The following is a 17,098-nucleotide window of genomic DNA, read 5'->3' as shown; positions in this document are numbered from 1 at the left end:
ACGCGGACGGGCGCAATGCGTCAGTCTGCGGTGATGCCGGCCTTGCGGATCACGCCATTCCAGGTGGCAGTTTCGGTGCGCACGAACTGGCCGAACTGTTCGGGCGTGCCCGATACGATCGTCACGCCCAACTGGCTCAGTTGCTTGCGGACGTCCGGATCAGCCAGCGCCGTGTTGGCGGCGGCATTGAGTTGCCGGACGATCGGCGCCGGCGTCTTGGCGGGCGCCACCAGACCCCACCAGACCGACGCGGTAAAGCCCGGCAAGCCTTCTTCCTTCGAAGTCGGCACGTCCGGCAGCAGCGCCGAGCGGTTTGCGCTGGCCACCGCCAGCGGACGCAGCGTGCCGGCCTTGATATGGGAGACCACTTCGAGCGGGTTGATCGGCATGAAGGTAATGCGTTCCCCAATCAGGTCAGTAATCGCAGGCGCACCGCCCTTGTATGGCACGTGCAGCACGTCGATGTTGGCGGTCTCCTTCAACATCTCCCCCGCCAGATGACCGGAGCTGCCGTTGCCGGCCGATGCATAGCTGAGCTTGCCCGGCTGCGCCTTGGCCTGCGCGACCAACGCCTTCATCGATGCGATCGGCGATTTGGCCGGCACCACCACGACCAGAGATGCCTCGCCGATGCGCGCCACCGGTGCGAAATCGCTCGACGGATTGAAACCGAGCTTGTTGAACAGTGCGGAATTGGTGGCGAGGCTGTTGGACGCCATCATGATGGTGTAGCCATCGGCCGGCGCCTTGGCCACGAAATCCATCCCGATGTTGGTGCTGGCGCCGGGCCGGTTGTCCACGATGATCGGCTGCTTGAGCAACTGGCTCATGCGCTGGCCCACCGACCTGGCCACGATATCGACCGCACCGCCAGCCGCGTACGGCACCACCAGGCGTATCGGATGGTCGGGGAACGTCTCGGCACGTGCGCTGGCGCCGACCAATGTCAGCGACGCCATCAGTACCCCCGACAGGATGGGGCGGCTGGCGCCGTGCGACATACCAATACGAACAAGCCTGCGCAGCATCATCGTCTCCAGATGTTTTCAGAATGTGGTCGCATTCTCTGCGCGGGCCGTGATACTGTCCAATACGTTTTCACATCGCCGGTTATTTCGATTCGCTATTATGGATTTCCGCCAGCTCCGCTATTTCGTGGCCGTTGCCGAAGCCTTGAGCTTCAGCGAAGCCGCGCGTCGCCTGCACGTCAGCCAGCCGCCGCTGAGCGTGCAAATCAAGGCGCTGGAAGACGAACTGGGCAGTGCGCTGCTGGAGCGATCGCGGCACCATGTGGCGCTGACGCCCGCCGGCGAACTGTTTCTGGACAAGGCGCGCGCCGCACTGGCGAACCTCGATCAGGCCCGCGAGGTAGTCAAGCAGGTGGCGTCGGGCGAAGCGGGGGAAATCCGCGTGGGCTTCACGGCGTCGGTGCCGATGCAGGATGCCTTTCCCCGTGCGGTCCATGCGTTTCGCGAGGCGCATCGCCACGCGCGGCTGGAACTCGTACACCTGTCGACCGGGCAGCAATTGCAGCAACTGGAGCATGGCGATATCGACATCGCCTTCCTGCGCCCGTCGCCGCAGTTTCGTCCGCCCGCCTCCATCACCGTGCGAGAGGTGTTGACCGACAAACTCGTCGCAGTGCTGCCGTCGGGCCACACGCTTGCCGCAACGGATGGCCTGCGGGGTATCGATATCAACGCCCTGTCTGCCGAAAAATTCCTGCTGTTTCCGCGCGGGCTGGGCTGCGGGCTGTTCGATCACGTCACGACGTTGTGCAACCGGGCCGGATTTGCCCCAAAGGTTGCGCAGGAAGCCCGCGAGGCCACGACAATCATCGGCCTCGTGGCCAGCGGTGCGGGGGTGTCGGTACTACCGGCGATCTACGCGCGCACCGGCATCCCGGGCGTGACCTATGTACCGATAGCGGGTCCGGACGCGGCGAGCCGTATCCTGATGGCACATCGCGCCGAAGCGCTCTCGCCCATCATGAAACGGTTTCTCGGCTATTTCTAAAAGACGGCCCGCCCCGCCCCGAAACGACGCGGGACGCGGGCGGGCATGCTTCAACGGCGCTTCGGATGACGTGGATCCAAGCCGGTGGAGGCGTCCGTTCAGGCTGCAGGTGCCTTGATCAGACCGTCGGCGCGGAACATCGCCTTGATGCCGCGCACCGCCTGACGAATACGGGATTCGTTTTCGATCAGCGCGAAGCGCACGTATTCGTCGCCGTAGTCGCCAAAACCAATACCGGGCGATACCGAAACCTTCGCCTTGGCCAGCAACTGCTTGGCAAACTCCAGCGATCCAAGCGCGCGATACGGCTCGGGAATACGCGCCCAGATATACATCGATGCCTTGGGGATATCGACGGGCCAACCGGACTCGATCAGGCCGCGCGCCAGTACATCGCGGCGCGACTGGTATTGCGCGGCGATTTCCTTCACGCATTGCTGGTCGCCTTCCAGCGCGGCAATCGCCGCGACCTGGACAGGCGTGAACGTGCCATAGTCGTGATAGCTCTTGATACGTGTCAGCGCGGCCACCAGATCGGGATTACCGACCATGAAGCCGACGCGCCAGCCGGCCATGTTGTAGCTCTTCGACAGCGTGAAGAATTCCACGGCAATATCCTTGGCACCGGGCACCTGCATGATCGACGGCGCCTTCCATCCGTCGAACACGATATCGGCGTAGGCCAGGTCATGCACGACGAAGATTTCGTGTTTGCGCGCCAGCGCGATCACACGCTCGAAGAAATCGAGTTCCACGCATTGCGCGGTCGGGTTCGACGGAAATCCCAGCACGATCATCTTCGGCTTTGGATAGCTGCCGCGAATCGCGCGTTCGAGTTCGGCGAAGAAGTCGACGCCCGGCGTCAGCGGCACCGAGCGGATATCGGCGCCGGCGATCACCGCGCCGTAGATATGGATGGGATAGCTCGGATCCGGCACCAGCACCGTGTCGCCGCGATCGAGCGTTGCCAGCATCAGATGCGCCAGACCTTCCTTGGAGCCGATCGTGACAATGGCTTCCTTGTCCGGATCGATCTCGACGTCGTAGCGCTCGCGATACCAGTGCGATATGGCGCGGCGCAGTCGCGGAATGCCTTTGGACGCCGAATATCCGTGTGTATCGGGCCGCTGCGCCGCATCGACGAGCTTGGCGACGATATGCGGCGGCGTGGCGCCATCGGGATTGCCCATGCTCATGTCGATGATGTCCTCGCCACGTCGGCGGGCGGCCATCTTGAGCTCGGCAGTGATATTGAAAACGTAGGGGGGAAGACGATCGATGCGCGCAAAGCGGCGCTTGCCGGATTCGGCAGTCATGGGGAGGTCCTTTACGTAAGCGCCCGAAACCGTCCGAGCGACGTCGCGACCGCTGTGTCGGTCACTGGGCATCGATCATAGCCAGCCATACCCGTTTGCACAACTGGAGAATGTGCGATCCCGCAACGCGATGCGGGCGTGGCAGCGTTCGCAGGATTCGCGGCATGGCGAGCCATGCCGCGTCACGGACCGTCGTCGGCGCGATGGCAGTCGAATGATGGCAGTCGAATGATGGCGGCCGAATGGTGGCAGCCGGATGAGCGGGGACGGCCGCTGGCCCCCACCCGCTAGAGGATCGACCCCGGCACCTTGGTTGGCCGGTCGGGCGGGAGATTTTTCACGATGCAATCGAGCGCCTCGGCATTGGGCTTGGCGCCGCCGAGCGCGCCAGCGATCGAATCGCGATACTCGGGCACGCTGACGCGGTTGTAGTAGAGGCGCGATGTCTGGTCGAGCCAGTAGACGTAGTCGCTGTCGCTATCGTTGGTACCGCTGCGCAGCCACTCGCCCAATTCATGATCGCCCAGCCGCGTGCCGGCGCACACGCTCTGGATCTTGTCGAGATATTTGTTCAGGCCATGCGCCTCGTAGTTGCGCACGGAATCCGGCGCGCAGGCGGCAAGACCGAAGACAACAAGGCACGGCAGCAGGCGAAGGTGCGACATGGCAAATCCCGTGGCAATGGAGGTGCCTTCCAGTGTAGTGGCACGGCCCTGTCATGGGGTGGCGGGATGCAAGATTTCCGCGCGGTCTTACCGCCAATTTTTCGCGCCAGTTCTTTCCGCCAGTTCTTTCCGCCAGTTCTTTCCGCCAGTTCTTTCCGCTCAGTCGTCGATGGTCTCGTGGACTGCGGCATTGCCGCGCTTCCAGTACGCCGACGCGCGGATGCGCGCCTTGTCGATGCCGCGCTCGGCCACTAGGTACTGGCGCACCGCGCGCATGGCGACGGCCTCGCCTGCGGCCCACACATAGCCTTCGCCCTCGGGCAGTGCCAGCCGGCGCAGCGCGGGCGCCAACTGGCTGCCTTCCGGCGTGCCGGGGCCATGCTCGTCGCGATGGATCCAGTGCACCTCGGCACGCGGGCCGGTGGCGAGCGGAATCCGCGCGGATGCATCGGCCACTTCAGCCACCACGATCACGCGCGCGTCGGGCCCGAGTTCCTCGATACGGCGGCCGATGGCCGGCAATGCCGTGTCGTCGCCGATCAGCAGATGCCAGTCGAACGCATGCGGGATCACGAACGACCCGCGCGGACCGCCAACGCCCAGGTACTGGCCGGGCCGTGCCTGAGCGGCCCAAGTCGATGCGGGGCCATCGCCATGCAGCACGAACTCGATGTCCAACTCGTGCGCCGCGGCATCGAAGCGGCGCGGCGTGTAGTCGCGCGCTTCGGGCCGCGGCTGGCCTTCCGGAAACACGATGCCATCGGCGCCCACCTGTGGCAGCACTGGCTTTTCGGCGCCCGGCGCGGGGAAGAACACCTTGATGTGATCGTCGAACGAAGCCGAGGTGAAATCGGCAAGATCGTCGCCGCCCAGCGTGACGCGCAGCAGTTGGGGCGAGACGTTGCGGGTGCGCAGCACCTTCAGCAGGCGCATCTTCAGCGGATGGCGAACACGCTGTACGGTCAGGTCGCGATTTGCGGTCATGGAATTCCTTGAGGTAACGCTGCCGCCGGCCGGCGCTGGCGGCGAGGACATTCGGGAAAACAAGAGCGAAACGGCCGGCATCATCGCTGTCCTTTTGTGGGGCTTTGGAATGCGTGGTCGCGCCTGGATCGTGCGCGACGAAAAGTCAGGTCAGCACGCGGCGATCCTCGGCAACAGTCGGCCGCATGGGGCGCGGTGCGTCCGGGGCGCGACGTCGCCCCCCCCCCGCGCAGGCGCAACCGGCAACCGCCGCCGGACATGGCATGACATCTGGATGATCATGCGTCGGGGTTTCCGGGGTGCGCACCGCGCTCGATCTCGTCCACGGCACGCATCAGGATTGCGGCGATGCGGCGCTGCTCGTCGACCGCGTCGCCGCTGCGCTCGGTCAGCACCTGCTTCAGGCGCGTGCGGGCCTGCACGTATTCCGGCACCCAGCCGCCCTCATCGGGAGCGCGCTGAGGCTGTCCGCTCATGGCACGCCGCATCCAGTCCATCTTGCGCGCCACATGCTGCAGGCGGGCCACCATTTGCTCCAGCCGTTCGCGATTGGCGTCCAGGTAATCGCGCCCGGCATCGGACAACTGATAGCGCTTCTTGTTGCCTTCGGTGTCTACCGTCGCGTAGCCCAGGTCTTCCAGGAACGTGAGGGCCGGATAGACGACGCCCGGGCTGGGCTTGTAGAAGCCGCCCGTGCGCGTTTCCAGCGCCTTGATCAGTTCATAGCCGTGCGAGGGCTTTTCGTCGAGCAGCGACAGGATCAGCAGTTGCAGGTCTTCCGCGCTGAACTTGCGCCCACGGCGCAGGCTCTCGCCGTCAAACCCGTCGCCGCCGTCCCAGTCTCCGCCGCCACCGTGGGACCAGAAACCGCCACCCCCGCGCCGGCCGACCGCGCGATACCAGTAGGCCGCCGCCACGCGCGAGAACGCCGCGAACGGATCGCGCGGGCCTCGTCCTTCCGCATGCCATCCGGCGTCGCGATCAGAGCGGGGGCCGTGCGCGTGGCGCCGGCTGTGGGCGTGACAGCCGTGCTCGCCCGAAAAACCGTGACCGCCGGGATGATCGTCATGACGACCGTCGTAGTGGCCGTGGCGATGGTCGAAATGATGATGATGGGGGTGATCCATGTGCCCGAAGGGATGTCGCATCGCGCTCTCCGATATATCGTAAGACTTATCGTAAGATATATATCGTACGATATAAAGTCAAGGTCGGATGTGCGATGCGTGCAACCGCCTAGTTCCTGTCACAATGCAAGTCACTCGCACCTATCCGCGTTTTCCCAACCTGGCAGGAGGAGACACCCATGCCTGAAAAGAAAGCCGTACTGGTCGTAGGCGCCGGCGACGCCACTGGCGGCGCGATTGCGCGCCGGTTTGCCCGCGAAGGCTATGCGGCCTGCGTCACCCGGCGCAACGCCGACAAGCTGGCGCCACTGGTCGAGCAGATCCGCGCCGACGGCGGCGAAGCGCATGCCTTTGCCTGCGACGCCCGCAAGGAAGAAGAGACCACCGCGATGATCGAGCGCATCGAGCGCGACATCGGTCCGCTGGAAGTGGCCGTGTTCAATATCGGCGCCAACGTGAACTTTCCGATTCTGGACACCACCTCGCGGGTGTACTTCAAGGTCTGGGAGATGGCCTGCTTCGCGGGCTTCCTGATGGGCCGCGAAGCCGCGCGCGTGATGGTGCCGCGGCAGCGCGGGTCGATCTTCTTCACCGGCGCCACCGCCAGCACGCGCGGACGCGAAGGCCTGTCGGCCTTTTCCGGCGCCAAGCATGGGCTGCGCGCGCTGGCGCAAAGCATGGCGCGCGAACTCGGGCCCAAGAATATCCACGTGGCGCACCTGATCATCGACGCCGCGATCGATACGGCCTTTATCCGCGACAATTTTCCCGAGCGCTACGCCACCAAGGCGCAGGACGGCATCGTCAATCCGGACCACATCGCGGACACTTATTGGATGCTGCATCAGCAACCGCGCGACGCGTGGACGCACGAACTTGATATCCGCCCCTGGATCGAACGCTGGTAAGCCGCGCCAACCAACGCCTGGCAACGCCAACCCCCGAGGAGACAACACGATGAGCAAGCAGGTGGAGTTCTATTTCGATTTCGGCAGCCCCTACTCATATCTGGCGTACAAGGAACTGCCGCGCGTGGCGGCGCGCACGGGCGCAACCATCGTCTGGCGCCCCATGCTGCTGGGCGGTGTGTTCAAGGCAACGGGCAACCATAGCCCGATGGAAATCCCGGCCAAGAGCGACTGGTCCAACAGCGATATCCAGCGTTGGGCCCAGCGCTACGACGCACCGTACCTGCACAACCCGTTCTTTCCGATCAACACGCTGGCGCTGATGCGCGGCGCCATCGGCTATCGCCGCAAGGGCGAAGCCGAATTTCACCGCTATGTGGCAGCGATTTTCAGCGCGATGTGGGAAACGGGCAAAAACCTCAACGATCCGAACGAGATCGGCAAGGTTCTGGTGGCGGCCGGATTCGATCCGCGCGAAGCGCTGGCAATGCTCGACGACCCCGAGGTCAAAGCCGAGCTGAAACAGGTCACCGAGGATGCCGTGGCGCGCGGCATTTTCGGCGCGCCCAGCTTCATCGTCGATGGCGAGCTGTTCTGGGGCAACGACCGGCTGCTGTTCGTCGAAGAACAGCTCGCCGGTCCACGCAAGGCTTAGGCGAGCCGGAACACCGTCACCGCCGCGGCCAGCTGGTTGGCCTGCGATTCCAGCGCATCGGCTGCGGCGGCCGCCTGCTCAACCAGCGCGGCATTCTGCTGGTTCACCTGCTCCATTTGCGACACCGCCTCGCTGACCTGCGTGATGCCGCTCGATTGTTCGATCGATGCGGCGGAAATCTCGCTCACCGTATCGGCAAGACGCTTCACGGCCGCCACGATATCCTCGATGGTGCTGCCAGCCTGTTCCACTTGCGCGCTGCCGGCGCCCACCTTGTCCACCGATGAATCGATCAGCGCCTTGATTTCCTTGGCGGCATTGGCGCTGCGCTGCGCGAGGCTGCGCACTTCGCCAGCCACCACGGCAAATCCCCGGCCCTGCTCGCCGGCGCGCGCGGCTTCCACGGCGGCGTTCAGCGCCAGGATATTGGTCTGGAACGCAATGCCGTCGATCACGCCAATGATGTCGACGATTTTCTGCGAACTCGCATTGATCTCGTTCATCGTCTTCACCACGCCGCGCACCACCTCGCCGCCCCGCGTGGCCAGATCGGCCGCGTCACGCGCAAGGCCACTGGCGCGCGTAGCGCTTTCCGCGTTGTTGCCTACCGTAGACGTCAGTTGCTCCATGCTCGCCGCGGTTTCTTCCAGCGCCGACGATTGCTGCTCGGTACGCGACGACAAATCGGTATTGCCGGCAGCGATTTCGCGCGCGCCGATCGTCACGGCGTCGGACCCCGCGCGGACCTTGGCCACAGTCTGCGTCAGGCCGTGCTGCATGCGCGCCAGCGCATCGAGCAACTGGCCGATCTCGTTGCGCCCCGCCTTGGGCACCGCGATGCTCAAATCGCCGTCGGCCACGCGCATGATCAGCTCGCAGGCCCGGTTCAGCGGCGTCACCACCAGCTTGCGCAGCGCCAGATGCACGGCGACGATCAGCAGCGCCGACAGCGTCAGCCCCACGCACACCAGCACGATCACACGGCTCAGGCGCGCGCGCTCGTCGGCCAGCGCATCGTCGTTCAGCTTGATCGCGAATTGCTGGAAGCGCTCGACACCCGCGGAATATTTGGCGCCGGACGCGGTGATGTCGCGGTCGTTGATGGCGGCGTAGGCATCGGCATCGCCCTTGCGCAGCGCTTCCAAGCCCTGCTTCACCACGTCCATATGCGCCACGCCAGCCGCGACGATGTCGTCGCCCGTCGATGCGTCCTGCCCGACCAGCGCGGGCGCCTTCTCGAAGGCCTGGAGTTCGTCGCGCGACTTGCCGATCGACTTTTCGGCGCTGGCGATTGCGTCGGCATTCACTTGACCGCCCGCCTTGGCCGAACTGTACGCCCGCGTCAGTGCGGAACGCGCCCGCGTCATGTCCTTGTAGGCATCGTTGAGCAGCAACGCCCGTGACGACACCAGATGGATGCGTTCGGCCGAATCGCTGGCCGCACTCAGCTGGCTGACGCCGAGCGCGGCGCCAAAAACGATCATCAGTCCAAATATCACCAGCGTCGCCAGCAGGCCATGGCGAATACTCACGTTGTTCATCGGGGGCTCGACTCGTAGGGATCCAGCCCAGCCTTAACGACCCTTGCCCTTTAAGCTTGAGGTCGGTGATGCGGGCCATTTGCTCCAGATCAAATTCGTGTCAACATAAGTGGATCCACATCCACTTGCCGAGGCCCATCGCGGCGCATCCGGTGCCCCGATAACGCGTCGCGCGCGTCGTGCTACGCTGCGCCTCGATTTGCCCTCGATTTGCCCTCCTTCGCCGTTATCCGGTTTTATTTGCCGCCAAGCCATGTCCATTTCCTTCGCCCTGCCACCTGCCGCGCAACCTGGCCAAGCTGCCGACACCATCGACACACCTTCCCTGGTGCTCGACCTGGACACGTTCTCGCGCAATGTGGACCGCATGCAGGCCGCCGCCGATCACGCCGGCGTGAAGCTGCGCCCGCACGCCAAGGCGCACAAATGCCCCGACATCTCGCTGGTGCAGATCGCACGCGGCGCCGTGGGGATCTGCTGCCAGAAGGTCAGCGAAGCGGTGCCATTCGTGCGCGCGGGCGTGCGTGACATCCATATCAGCAACGAGGTGGCCGGCCCGGTGAAGGCCGCGCTGGCGGCCGAACTGGCCAGGCACGCGCGCATCAGCGTATGTGTCGACGATGTGGCGCAGGTGGACGCCCTCGCCGTCGCCACGCAGACGGCCGGCACGCAACTGGACGTTTTCGTCGAAATCAACGTGGGACAAGGCCGCTGCGGCGTAGCCGACGGCGCGGCGGTGCTGGCACTGGTGGAGCGCATCAACGCCCATCCCCAACTGACGATGCGTGGCCTGCAGGCGTATCACGGCGGCATCCAGCATCTGCGCGGCTGGCATGAGCGTCGCGATGGCGCGGCACGTGCGGCGGACCGTACCGGCGCGGTGATCGCACAACTGGAAGCGGCTGGCGTGGCGTGCGAGGTGGTCACGGGCGGCGGCAGCGGCAGCGTCGAGTTCGATCTGGCAAGCGGCGTCTACACCGAGATTCAGCCGGGCTCCTATGTGTTCATGGATGCCGACTACGGCGCCAATACCTACGCGGGAGCGCTGCGCTTCGAGCACAGCCTGTTTATCGCCACGGCCGTCATGAGCGTGGCCGCGCGCGATCGCGTGGTGGTCGATGCGGGCCTCAAGTCGATGGCGGTCGATTCCGGTCTGCCTTGGATCTGGGACGATGGCGCCGCGTCGGCAACGCTCGATTACGTGGCGGCCAACGACGAGCACGGCATCGTCATGCCGAAATCCGGAACCTCCACTGGGGGGCTGCCGCCGCTGGGCAGCCGCATGATGCTGGTGCCCGGTCATTGCGATCCCACGCTCAATCTGTACGACGAGTTGGTGGGCGTGCGGGGCGGCGTGGTGGAATGCGTGTGGCCCGTGGCGGCGCGTGGATTGAGCCGCTGACGCGCCGTACCCGGCACGCAGCATCCGCATCGATGGCACAACGGATGCGAGCAGGATGGTGCGGGATGTGATCAGGTCGCGACCGGGGCCGCAATGTCGACGCGATTCATGCGCAATCGCTAAGCGGGACTAAGGGGTGCTTGAGGCTCAACTCAGGCGCATCGCGGCGCATCTGAGTACATCCCAGCGCATCTCAGGCGGACTGGGCAACCAGTTCGTTCAGGTCGGCCGACACCCAGGATGTGCCGGTCCAACGCTCGAAGCGCAAATCGTCGAGCGGAATCGCCGACAGCGTGCCGATCCAGTCGGTCGGGGCGGCGCCGCAGCGCAGCCCGGTGGCAACCATGTTCATGGCCTCGGGCACGTCGATGTCGGCCACGCGCGTGACGGTCGGCCACGGTAAGAGCCGAATATCGGCCTCCGGCAGGCCAAACCGATACAGGCCAAAACGCATGTGCAGCGCGGCACGCGTGAGGGCGTGGCGCGCCTGGCTCAGCCCATCGTCCTTCATGGCGGACGGGTCCCATTGCTGATTGCGCGAGAACCAGAGGATTTCCTCGCACGAGCGGGGATCGAGTGTACGGGCGGCAGCCGGCAAGAGACTCCCGGACCGCGCAATCTCGGCCAACGGCGTACCCACTGTGTAATGCCAGACGTAACCGGTTTCTTTTTCCATATGCAGCTCCTGCAAGCGCCCTTCCGCCTACCAGATTGGTGGCAGCATGCCCCGTTTACAAGCAAGGTCACGGCGCGTTGCGGCCGCAACAAGAATGGTGCTTTGAGGTCAATGCCCGCGCCATCGCCCTGCAACGCAGGACTGGCGCGGTTTCCCGGAAACTGGCGCAGATCGGACGGCGAGCCGTGTGCGCACTTTCTTGAGGGAAACGCCTAAAACCTTAGCACAGCGCTTGGTGCATTGCAGCATCCAATTTGCATTTCGAGGGATTGAAACGCTGGTGCGCGACGGGGATCCCCTCCCCTGGCAGGCAATTCCAATGTCTGCACATTACGCACCAAAAAGTGCGAATACCGGGATCGGAAACTTTCGGTTGGATGTCACCGGGGTGCCGTTGCCGTTGCTTACGCTGCACAGCGCATATGCCACCACGCATTTGCCCGGGCGGCGCAGGCTGCCGGGCCCTCCCCCGCAAGAGACACGACCATGACCGAAGCCATCCGACACGTTGCCCGGGTTCGCCCGCTGGGCATGCTGGCCGCCCTGCTACTCTGCACGGCGCTGACCGCCTGCGGCGGCGGCGACGACAACAACAACGGCAACCCGTCGCCCAACAAGCCCGACGCTGGCACGCCCGAAGTCAAACCGCAAATGAAGTGCGCGCCCTGAGGCCTGCGCAACGCCCGACCCGACCTACGCACCTTTTCGCGCAAACCGAACTTCCTTGGCAAACAACGACATGACTTCCAGCCGACGCAACTTTCTGAAGATGGCCGGCGGCAGCGCCGCCGCCACCGCCGCGCTTGCCGCCTTCCCGCCCGCCATCCGGCGCGCCCTGGCAATTCCCGCCAATAACGCCACCAAATCGATTCGCGATGTCGAATACGTGGTCATCCTGATGCAGGAGAACCGCTCGTTCGACAACTACTTCGGCACGATGAAAGGCGTGCGCGGCTTTGGCGACCGCTTCCCGATTCCGCTGCCCGGCGGACGCAATGTGTTCCAGCAGACCTACGCCAGCGGCAACACCAACCGTATCGTGCTGCCGTATCACCTCGACCAGTCGGTCGGCAACGCGCAGCGCGTGAGCGGCACGCCGCACAGCCAGCCCGATGGGCAAGCTGCGTGGGACCTGGGTCGCATGAGCGCGTGGCCGACATCGAAGAAGACGCAATCGATGGGCTACTACACGCAGCAGGAGCTTGGCTTCCAGTTCGCGCTGGCCGATGCGTTCACGCTCTGCGACGCCTATCACTGCAGCTTCCACGGCGGCACCAACACCAACCGCCTGTTCCACTGGACCGGCACCAACGATCCGTTCGGCAAGAACGGCGGCCCGGTCATCGACAACAGCGGCGATTCGCTCGACGCCACCGGCATCAACTACACGTGGACCACCTACCCCGAGCGCCTGCAGGCCGCCGGCGTGACATGGAAGGTCTACCAGAACATGCCGGACAACTTCACCGACAATCCGCTGGCCGGCTTCCAGCAATATCGCGCCGCCAACGCTGCGCGCGGCAACGCGGCCAACGGGTCGCCGTATCCCGCCTACACTGCCGCGGACGACGCCGGCAACCCGCTGTACAAGGGCATTGCCAACACCATGCCGGACAACGGCTTCCTGCAGGCACTGCGCGACGACGTGGCGGCCGGCACGCTGCCGCAGGTGTCGTGGATCGTCGCGCCCGCCACCTATTCGGAGCATCCGGGGCCTTCCAGCCCGGTGCAGGGCGCGTGGTACACGCAGCAGGTGCTGGACGCGCTGACCGCCAATCCCGACGTCTGGAGCCGCACGGTCCTGCTGATCAATTTCGACGAGAACGACGGCTTCTTCGACCATCTGCCGCCGCCGTGCGCCCCCGCGCTGGACAGCACCGGCAAGCCAATCGGCTACACGTCGATGGATGCATCGCCGGAGTACTACAGCGTCGACAAGACGCCATTCGGCCCCGGCCCGCGCGTGCCGATGTACGTGGTGTCGCCGTGGAGCCGCGGCGGCTGGGTCAACTCGCAGGTGTTCGACCACACGTCGGTGCTGCGCTTCCTGGAGCAGCGCTTTGGCGTGGCCGAGACCAACATCAGCGCATACCGCCGCGCGATCATGGGCGACCTGACTTCGGCCTTCGACTTCGTCAATCCGAATGGCAACGCCGCGCTGGCCTTCACGCCGCTGATCAAGACCGATGCCGACGCACTGCGCGCGGCGCAGGATGCCAAGGCGCAGATCCCCGCGCCAAGCGTCGCCACGCAGACCATGCCCAAACAGCAGTCAGGCACGCGGCCGTCACGCGCGCTGCCGTATTCGCTGCACGTCAGCGGCCTGGAAGATCCGAACACCAACACGTTCTGGCTGCGCTTCAAGAACGACGGCAAGCAGGCCGCGGTGTTCCATGTCTATGACAAGCTCAACCTCGGCAACGTACCGCGCCGCTACGCGATCGATGCGGGCCAGTCGTTCGACGCCAAGCTCGATGTACTGGCCGACAACGGCCGCTATGACCTCTGGGTGCTGGGCCCGAACGGTTTCCACCGCGCGTTCGCCGGCGACGTCAGCGCGCAGAAGACGGCCGGCGGTGGCGCCGCGCCCGAGATCCGCGTCTGCTACGACGAAGCCAATGCGCACGTCTGGCTCACGCTGATCAATCGCGGCAGCACGGCATGCACGTTCACCGTGAAGCCCAATGCCTATCGCAACGACGGCCCCTGGGCGTTCGAACTGCCGCCCGGCAAGGAACTGGACCAACACTGGCCGGTGGGCTCCCAGGCAAACTGGTATGACTTCACGGTGACCACGCAGCAAGGCGGATTCAGCCGCCGCTTTGCCGGCCGGCTGGAAAACGGCACGCACACCACGTCGGACCCGGCGATGGGCGGCTGACACGCCGACGCACTCGGCCCGGCGCGCGGGCAGCGATTTCCGGCGCGCTCCCGCGCGCCTGCACGCACGCCGAGGGACGCAGGCGCGGCCTGGTGGGTCGCGCCGAACGTGTGGGTCGGTCGTCACGCTGTCATATTTCCGACTTAAAGTCCCGGGCTGATCTGGCTCTCCCGGGACTTGCATGCTTGGCGACCTGTTGATGACGTTTTACGAGGTGGCTCGACAAGGCAGCATCACGACCGCCGCGCGCCAGTTGCGCGTGAGTCAGCCCACCGTCACCGGGCGGATCCGGCAACTCGAAGACCTTTACGGCGTGGAGCTGTTCCACCGCCGCGCCGGCCGCGTGGACCTGAGCGACGTGGGCGTAGCGCTGATGCCGCTGGCCGAGCAGATCACCCAGCAGGAAAGCAACGCCGATTTCCTGCTGCGCAATGCCGGCAACCTGAGCTTTGGCAACCTGCGCATCGGCGCCACCGGCCCCTACTACATCCTGCGCAGCGTGGCCGCGTTTCGCCAGCGCTATCCGGCCATCGAGATCAGCATCCAGATCGGCAATTCCAAGCAGATGATCGATGCGCTCTACGAATATCGCATCGATGCCGCCGTGTCGTCGCACGCGCTCGGCGACGCCCGGCTGCATCGCGTGATGCTGGCAGCGGATCCGATGGTGCTGGTGGTGCATCCCGCGCATCCGCTCGCGCGGCGCGTGCATGTCGACGTAGCCGAATTGTCGGGCTGCCATCTGCTGGTGCGCGAGCAAGGATCGATGACGCGCGAAGCCACCGAATCCGCGCTGCATGCGGTGGGCGCGGAGCTGCCCGCGCACACCGTCATCGGCAGCCGCGAGGCGATCTGCGAGGCGATTCGGCACAACCTCGGCGCGAGCGTGATGCCCGCCGGCGAAGTGCCGCACGATCCCGCGCTGGCCGTGGTGCGCTTCGCCAACGATGCGCCGGTGATCCACGAATACCTGTACTGCCTGAAGACCCGCTGCAACACGCGGCTGGTGGGCGCGCTGCTGGACTGCCTGGTGACGCCGGGCCACGCGGCCAGCCGCCGCTGTGAAGCGCCGCCCCCAGCGCCTATATTGAACTGACCGTCGCCACGCCCCCTACGATGACCGATCCGGGCCGCCCCAGTTTCCCCGAGTACGACCAGTTGCTGGCGTTGCTGGAGCTTGGGGCGCCATGGTTCCAGACCGAAGTGGTCTGCAACGTGGCCGCGCGCGATCACACGTTTGCCGTGCATGTGGCGAGCCTCGGCACGCGCGCACCCGATGCGCCCGCGATCGGCATCTTCGGCGGCATTCACGGGCTGGAACGGATCGGCACGCAACTGGTGCTCGACTACATGCGATCGGTGTTGTGCAGGCTGGCCTGGGACGAACTGCTGCATCGCCAGCTGGAAACGGTGCGGCTGGTGTTCATGCCGATCGTCAATCCGGGCGGCATGTACGTGGCCACGCGCGCCAATCCGAACGGCGTCGACCTGATGCGCAACGCGCCGCAGAACGCCGACGCATCGGTGCCCTTCCTGGCGGGCGGCCAGCGCATCGGCGCGTGGCTGCCGTGGTATCGCGGCCGCGCCGGGGCGCCGATGGAACCCGAAAGCCTGGCGCTGCTGCGCGTGGTGGAAACGGAACTGCTGACGCGGCCGCTCAGCTTTGCCGTCGATTGCCATTCGGGCTACGGCTGGCGCGACAGCATCTGGTTTCCCTATGCGCGCACGCACGCGCCGATGCCGCATTTTCCGGAGATGTACCTGCTCAAGACCATGTTCGAACAGGCCCATCCGCACCACGGCTACGCATTCGAGCCGCAAAGCCACCAGTACCTGTTGCACGGCGACCTGTGGGACTACGCCTACGACCGCACCCCGGCGCACAACCTGTTTCTGCCGATGACGCTAGAGCTGGGTTCGTGGCTGTGGATCAAGAAAAACCCGCGCCAGCTGTTCTCGCGCGCTGGCATCTTCAACCCGATCAAGGCGCACCGCACCGCACGGGTGCTGCGCCGCCATGTGAGCCTGTTCGATTTTCTGGGCCGCGTGGCGGTGGCGCCCGAACGCTGGCTGCCGCACGGTCCGCATCGCCTGCATTTGCTGGAACAGGCGCGCGCCCACTGGCAGAACCGCAACGGCGCGCCATGAGTCAGTGGATCTTCCTGCGCGGGCTGACGCGCGAATCGCGCCACTGGGACGACCTGCCGGCCCGCTGGGCGGCGTGTGGACTCGGGCAGCCGCTGCTGATCGATCTGCCGGGCAATGGCCATGCACGCGAGCAACCGGTGCCCGGCGATGTCGCAGGCATGGCGCAGGCCGTGCGCGACGCGGCGCGAGCATCGGGCACAGACGGTCCGTGGCGCATCCTTGCGATGTCACTCGGCGCGATGGTAGCCACCAGTTGGGCACAGGCATGGCCCGCCGACGTTGCGCAACTGGTGCTGATCAACACGAGCATGCGCCCCTTCAGCACCGCAACCGAACGCTTGCGGCCGCAAAACTGGGCCGCCCTGATCGGCATGGCCAGCCATTGGCATGACCGCGCGCGCTGCGAGCGCACCGTGCATCGGCTGACGTGCGAACGGCTCGATACGCGCGATGCGGATCTGTCGCGCTGGGTGGAGATCGGCCTGAGCGCGCCCGTGTCGCGCCGCTCGGCGATGCGCCAGTTGATCGCCGCCGCGCGCTTCCGCGCGCAGCCGACGGCGCCGGCTTGCCCGACCCTGATCGTGTCGTCCGACGCGGACCGGCTTGTCGATCCGGTCTGTTCGACGCGCCTGGCTGGGGCGTGGCGGGCGCCGCATGTCGATACGGCGCGGCATCCGTGGGCTGGCCACGACCTGCCGCACGATGACGCCCAATGGCTGTGCGACACGGTATCCCGCTTCGACGCCCAAACGAAAAACGCCGGATGACGTGAGCCATCC

General features: G+C 65.5%; 16 protein-coding genes. 9 read left to right on the top strand and 7 right to left on the bottom strand.

Annotated elements, in window-relative coordinates; translation table 11 throughout:
• Window positions 1–20: 20 nt before the first annotated feature.
• Window positions 21–1,028, bottom strand: a complete 1,008-nt coding sequence (locus tag F7R19_RS08835; RefSeq protein WP_150979997.1) for a Bug family tripartite tricarboxylate transporter substrate binding protein — start codon at window positions 1,026–1,028, stop codon at window positions 21–23.
• A 100-nt stretch (window positions 1,029–1,128) separates the two neighbouring features.
• On the opposite strand from F7R19_RS08835, the gene F7R19_RS08830 reads away from it, so the two are divergent.
• Window positions 1,129–2,016: a LysR family transcriptional regulator gene (locus F7R19_RS08830; RefSeq protein ID WP_150979996.1), complete on the top strand. Its 888-nt coding sequence runs from the start codon at window positions 1,129–1,131 to the stop codon at window positions 2,014–2,016.
• Between the two features lie 98 nt (window positions 2,017–2,114).
• Here F7R19_RS08830 and alaC read toward each other — a convergent pair whose 3' ends face one another.
• From alaC to F7R19_RS08810, 4 genes are all read right to left on the bottom strand, one after another.
• Window positions 2,115–3,332: an alanine transaminase gene (gene alaC / locus F7R19_RS08825; protein WP_061958018.1), complete on the bottom strand. Its 1,218-nt coding sequence runs from the start codon at window positions 3,330–3,332 to the stop codon at window positions 2,115–2,117.
• Between the two features lie 287 nt (window positions 3,333–3,619).
• Entirely contained in the window at window positions 3,620–3,997 is a 378-nt protein-coding gene (locus F7R19_RS08820) for a hypothetical protein (protein ID WP_061958019.1), read from the bottom strand.
• Between the two features lie 159 nt (window positions 3,998–4,156).
• Window positions 4,157–4,981, bottom strand: a complete 825-nt coding sequence (locus F7R19_RS08815) for a siderophore-interacting protein (protein ID WP_150979995.1) — start codon at window positions 4,979–4,981, stop codon at window positions 4,157–4,159.
• Window positions 4,982–5,259: 278 nt separating this feature from the next.
• Entirely contained in the window at window positions 5,260–6,129 is an 870-nt protein-coding gene (locus tag F7R19_RS08810; RefSeq protein ID WP_285846704.1) for a PadR family transcriptional regulator, read from the bottom strand.
• Window positions 6,130–6,287: 158 nt separating this feature from the next.
• On the opposite strand from F7R19_RS08810, the gene F7R19_RS08805 reads away from it, so the two are divergent.
• Both F7R19_RS08805 and F7R19_RS08800 read left to right on the top strand, forming a co-directional pair.
• Window positions 6,288–7,016 carry an SDR family oxidoreductase gene (locus F7R19_RS08805; protein WP_150979994.1) on the top strand — a complete coding sequence of 243 codons (729 nt, stop codon included), beginning with the start codon at window positions 6,288–6,290 and terminating at the stop codon, window positions 7,014–7,016.
• Window positions 7,017–7,065: 49 nt separating this feature from the next.
• Window positions 7,066–7,671 carry a 2-hydroxychromene-2-carboxylate isomerase gene (locus F7R19_RS08800; RefSeq protein ID WP_150979993.1) on the top strand — a complete coding sequence of 202 codons (606 nt, stop codon included), beginning with the start codon at window positions 7,066–7,068 and terminating at the stop codon, window positions 7,669–7,671.
• Here the strand turns inward: F7R19_RS08800 and F7R19_RS08795 are convergent.
• A complete protein-coding gene (locus F7R19_RS08795; protein WP_150979992.1) occupies window positions 7,668–9,212 on the bottom strand; it encodes a methyl-accepting chemotaxis protein in 1,545 nt (514 codons plus the stop codon). The two genes, F7R19_RS08800 and F7R19_RS08795, sit on opposite strands and share 4 nt — an antisense overlap.
• Before the next feature lie 253 nt (window positions 9,213–9,465).
• Between F7R19_RS08795 and F7R19_RS08790 the strand changes: the two genes are divergently transcribed.
• Window positions 9,466–10,614 (top strand): DSD1 family PLP-dependent enzyme, encoded by a 1,149-nt coding sequence (locus tag F7R19_RS08790; RefSeq protein ID WP_150979991.1) that lies wholly within the window; start codon window positions 9,466–9,468, stop codon window positions 10,612–10,614.
• Between the two features lie 193 nt (window positions 10,615–10,807).
• On the opposite strand, the gene F7R19_RS08785 is transcribed toward F7R19_RS08790, so the two are convergent.
• Window positions 10,808–11,290 carry a hypothetical protein gene (locus F7R19_RS08785; protein ID WP_150979990.1) on the bottom strand — a complete coding sequence of 161 codons (483 nt, stop codon included), beginning with the start codon at window positions 11,288–11,290 and terminating at the stop codon, window positions 10,808–10,810.
• 486 nt (window positions 11,291–11,776) lie between these two features.
• On the opposite strand from F7R19_RS08785, the gene F7R19_RS08780 reads away from it, so the two are divergent.
• From F7R19_RS08780 to F7R19_RS08760, 5 genes are all read left to right on the top strand, one after another.
• The gene (locus tag F7R19_RS08780; RefSeq protein WP_150979989.1) at window positions 11,777–11,959 is read left to right on the top strand and encodes a hypothetical protein; all 183 of its coding nucleotides are present in this window, start codon (window positions 11,777–11,779) and stop codon (window positions 11,957–11,959) included.
• A 70-nt stretch (window positions 11,960–12,029) separates the two neighbouring features.
• The gene (locus F7R19_RS08775; protein ID WP_061958028.1) at window positions 12,030–14,171 is read left to right on the top strand and encodes a phosphocholine-specific phospholipase C; all 2,142 of its coding nucleotides are present in this window, start codon (window positions 12,030–12,032) and stop codon (window positions 14,169–14,171) included.
• Window positions 14,172–14,352: 181 nt separating this feature from the next.
• Complete coding sequence (locus tag F7R19_RS08770) at window positions 14,353–15,267, top strand: LysR substrate-binding domain-containing protein (RefSeq protein ID WP_061958029.1); 915 nt, start codon at window positions 14,353–14,355, stop codon at window positions 15,265–15,267.
• 20 nt (window positions 15,268–15,287) lie between these two features.
• Window positions 15,288–16,319 carry a M14 family zinc carboxypeptidase gene (locus F7R19_RS08765; RefSeq protein WP_150979988.1) on the top strand — a complete coding sequence of 344 codons (1,032 nt, stop codon included), beginning with the start codon at window positions 15,288–15,290 and terminating at the stop codon, window positions 16,317–16,319.
• Window positions 16,316–17,086, top strand: coding sequence for an alpha/beta fold hydrolase (locus F7R19_RS08760; RefSeq protein ID WP_061958031.1), 771 nt, complete (start codon window positions 16,316–16,318; stop codon window positions 17,084–17,086). The genes F7R19_RS08765 and F7R19_RS08760 overlap by 4 nt, the downstream gene beginning before the upstream one ends.
• Window positions 17,087–17,098 lie beyond the last annotated feature (12 nt).

Source organism: Cupriavidus pauculus, from assembly GCF_008801835.1.
Taxonomy (GTDB): Bacteria; Pseudomonadota; Gammaproteobacteria; order Burkholderiales; family Burkholderiaceae; genus Cupriavidus; species Cupriavidus pauculus.
Note: the sequence above shows the minus strand (reverse complement) of the source record. Positions and strands in the feature narration are given on the sequence as shown.

Excerpts from the sequence above, each read along its gene's own strand:
- F7R19_RS08835 (WP_150979997.1), bottom strand. The coding sequence starts at position 1,028 with ATGCTGCGCAGGCTTGTTCGTATTGGTATGTCGCACGGCGCCAGCCGC.
- F7R19_RS08830 (WP_150979996.1), top strand. The coding sequence starts at position 1,129 with ATGGATTTCCGCCAGCTCCGCTATTTCGTGGCCGTTGCCGAAGCCTTG.
- alaC (WP_061958018.1), bottom strand. The coding sequence starts at position 3,332 with ATGACTGCCGAATCCGGCAAGCGCCGCTTTGCGCGCATCGATCGTCTT.
- F7R19_RS08820 (WP_061958019.1), bottom strand. The coding sequence starts at position 3,997 with ATGTCGCACCTTCGCCTGCTGCCGTGCCTTGTTGTCTTCGGTCTTGCC.
- F7R19_RS08815 (WP_150979995.1), bottom strand. The coding sequence starts at position 4,981 with ATGACCGCAAATCGCGACCTGACCGTACAGCGTGTTCGCCATCCGCTG.
- F7R19_RS08810 (WP_285846704.1), bottom strand. The coding sequence starts at position 6,129 with ATGCGACATCCCTTCGGGCACATGGATCACCCCCATCATCATCATTTC.
- F7R19_RS08805 (WP_150979994.1), top strand. The coding sequence starts at position 6,288 with ATGCCTGAAAAGAAAGCCGTACTGGTCGTAGGCGCCGGCGACGCCACT.
- F7R19_RS08800 (WP_150979993.1), top strand. The coding sequence starts at position 7,066 with ATGAGCAAGCAGGTGGAGTTCTATTTCGATTTCGGCAGCCCCTACTCA.
- F7R19_RS08795 (WP_150979992.1), bottom strand. The coding sequence starts at position 9,212 with ATGAACAACGTGAGTATTCGCCATGGCCTGCTGGCGACGCTGGTGATA.
- F7R19_RS08790 (WP_150979991.1), top strand. The coding sequence starts at position 9,466 with ATGTCCATTTCCTTCGCCCTGCCACCTGCCGCGCAACCTGGCCAAGCT.
- F7R19_RS08785 (WP_150979990.1), bottom strand. The coding sequence starts at position 11,290 with ATGGAAAAAGAAACCGGTTACGTCTGGCATTACACAGTGGGTACGCCG.
- F7R19_RS08780 (WP_150979989.1), top strand. The coding sequence starts at position 11,777 with ATGACCGAAGCCATCCGACACGTTGCCCGGGTTCGCCCGCTGGGCATG.
- F7R19_RS08775 (WP_061958028.1), top strand. The coding sequence starts at position 12,030 with ATGACTTCCAGCCGACGCAACTTTCTGAAGATGGCCGGCGGCAGCGCC.
- F7R19_RS08770 (WP_061958029.1), top strand. The coding sequence starts at position 14,353 with ATGCTTGGCGACCTGTTGATGACGTTTTACGAGGTGGCTCGACAAGGC.
- F7R19_RS08765 (WP_150979988.1), top strand. The coding sequence starts at position 15,288 with ATGACCGATCCGGGCCGCCCCAGTTTCCCCGAGTACGACCAGTTGCTG.
- F7R19_RS08760 (WP_061958031.1), top strand. The coding sequence starts at position 16,316 with ATGAGTCAGTGGATCTTCCTGCGCGGGCTGACGCGCGAATCGCGCCAC.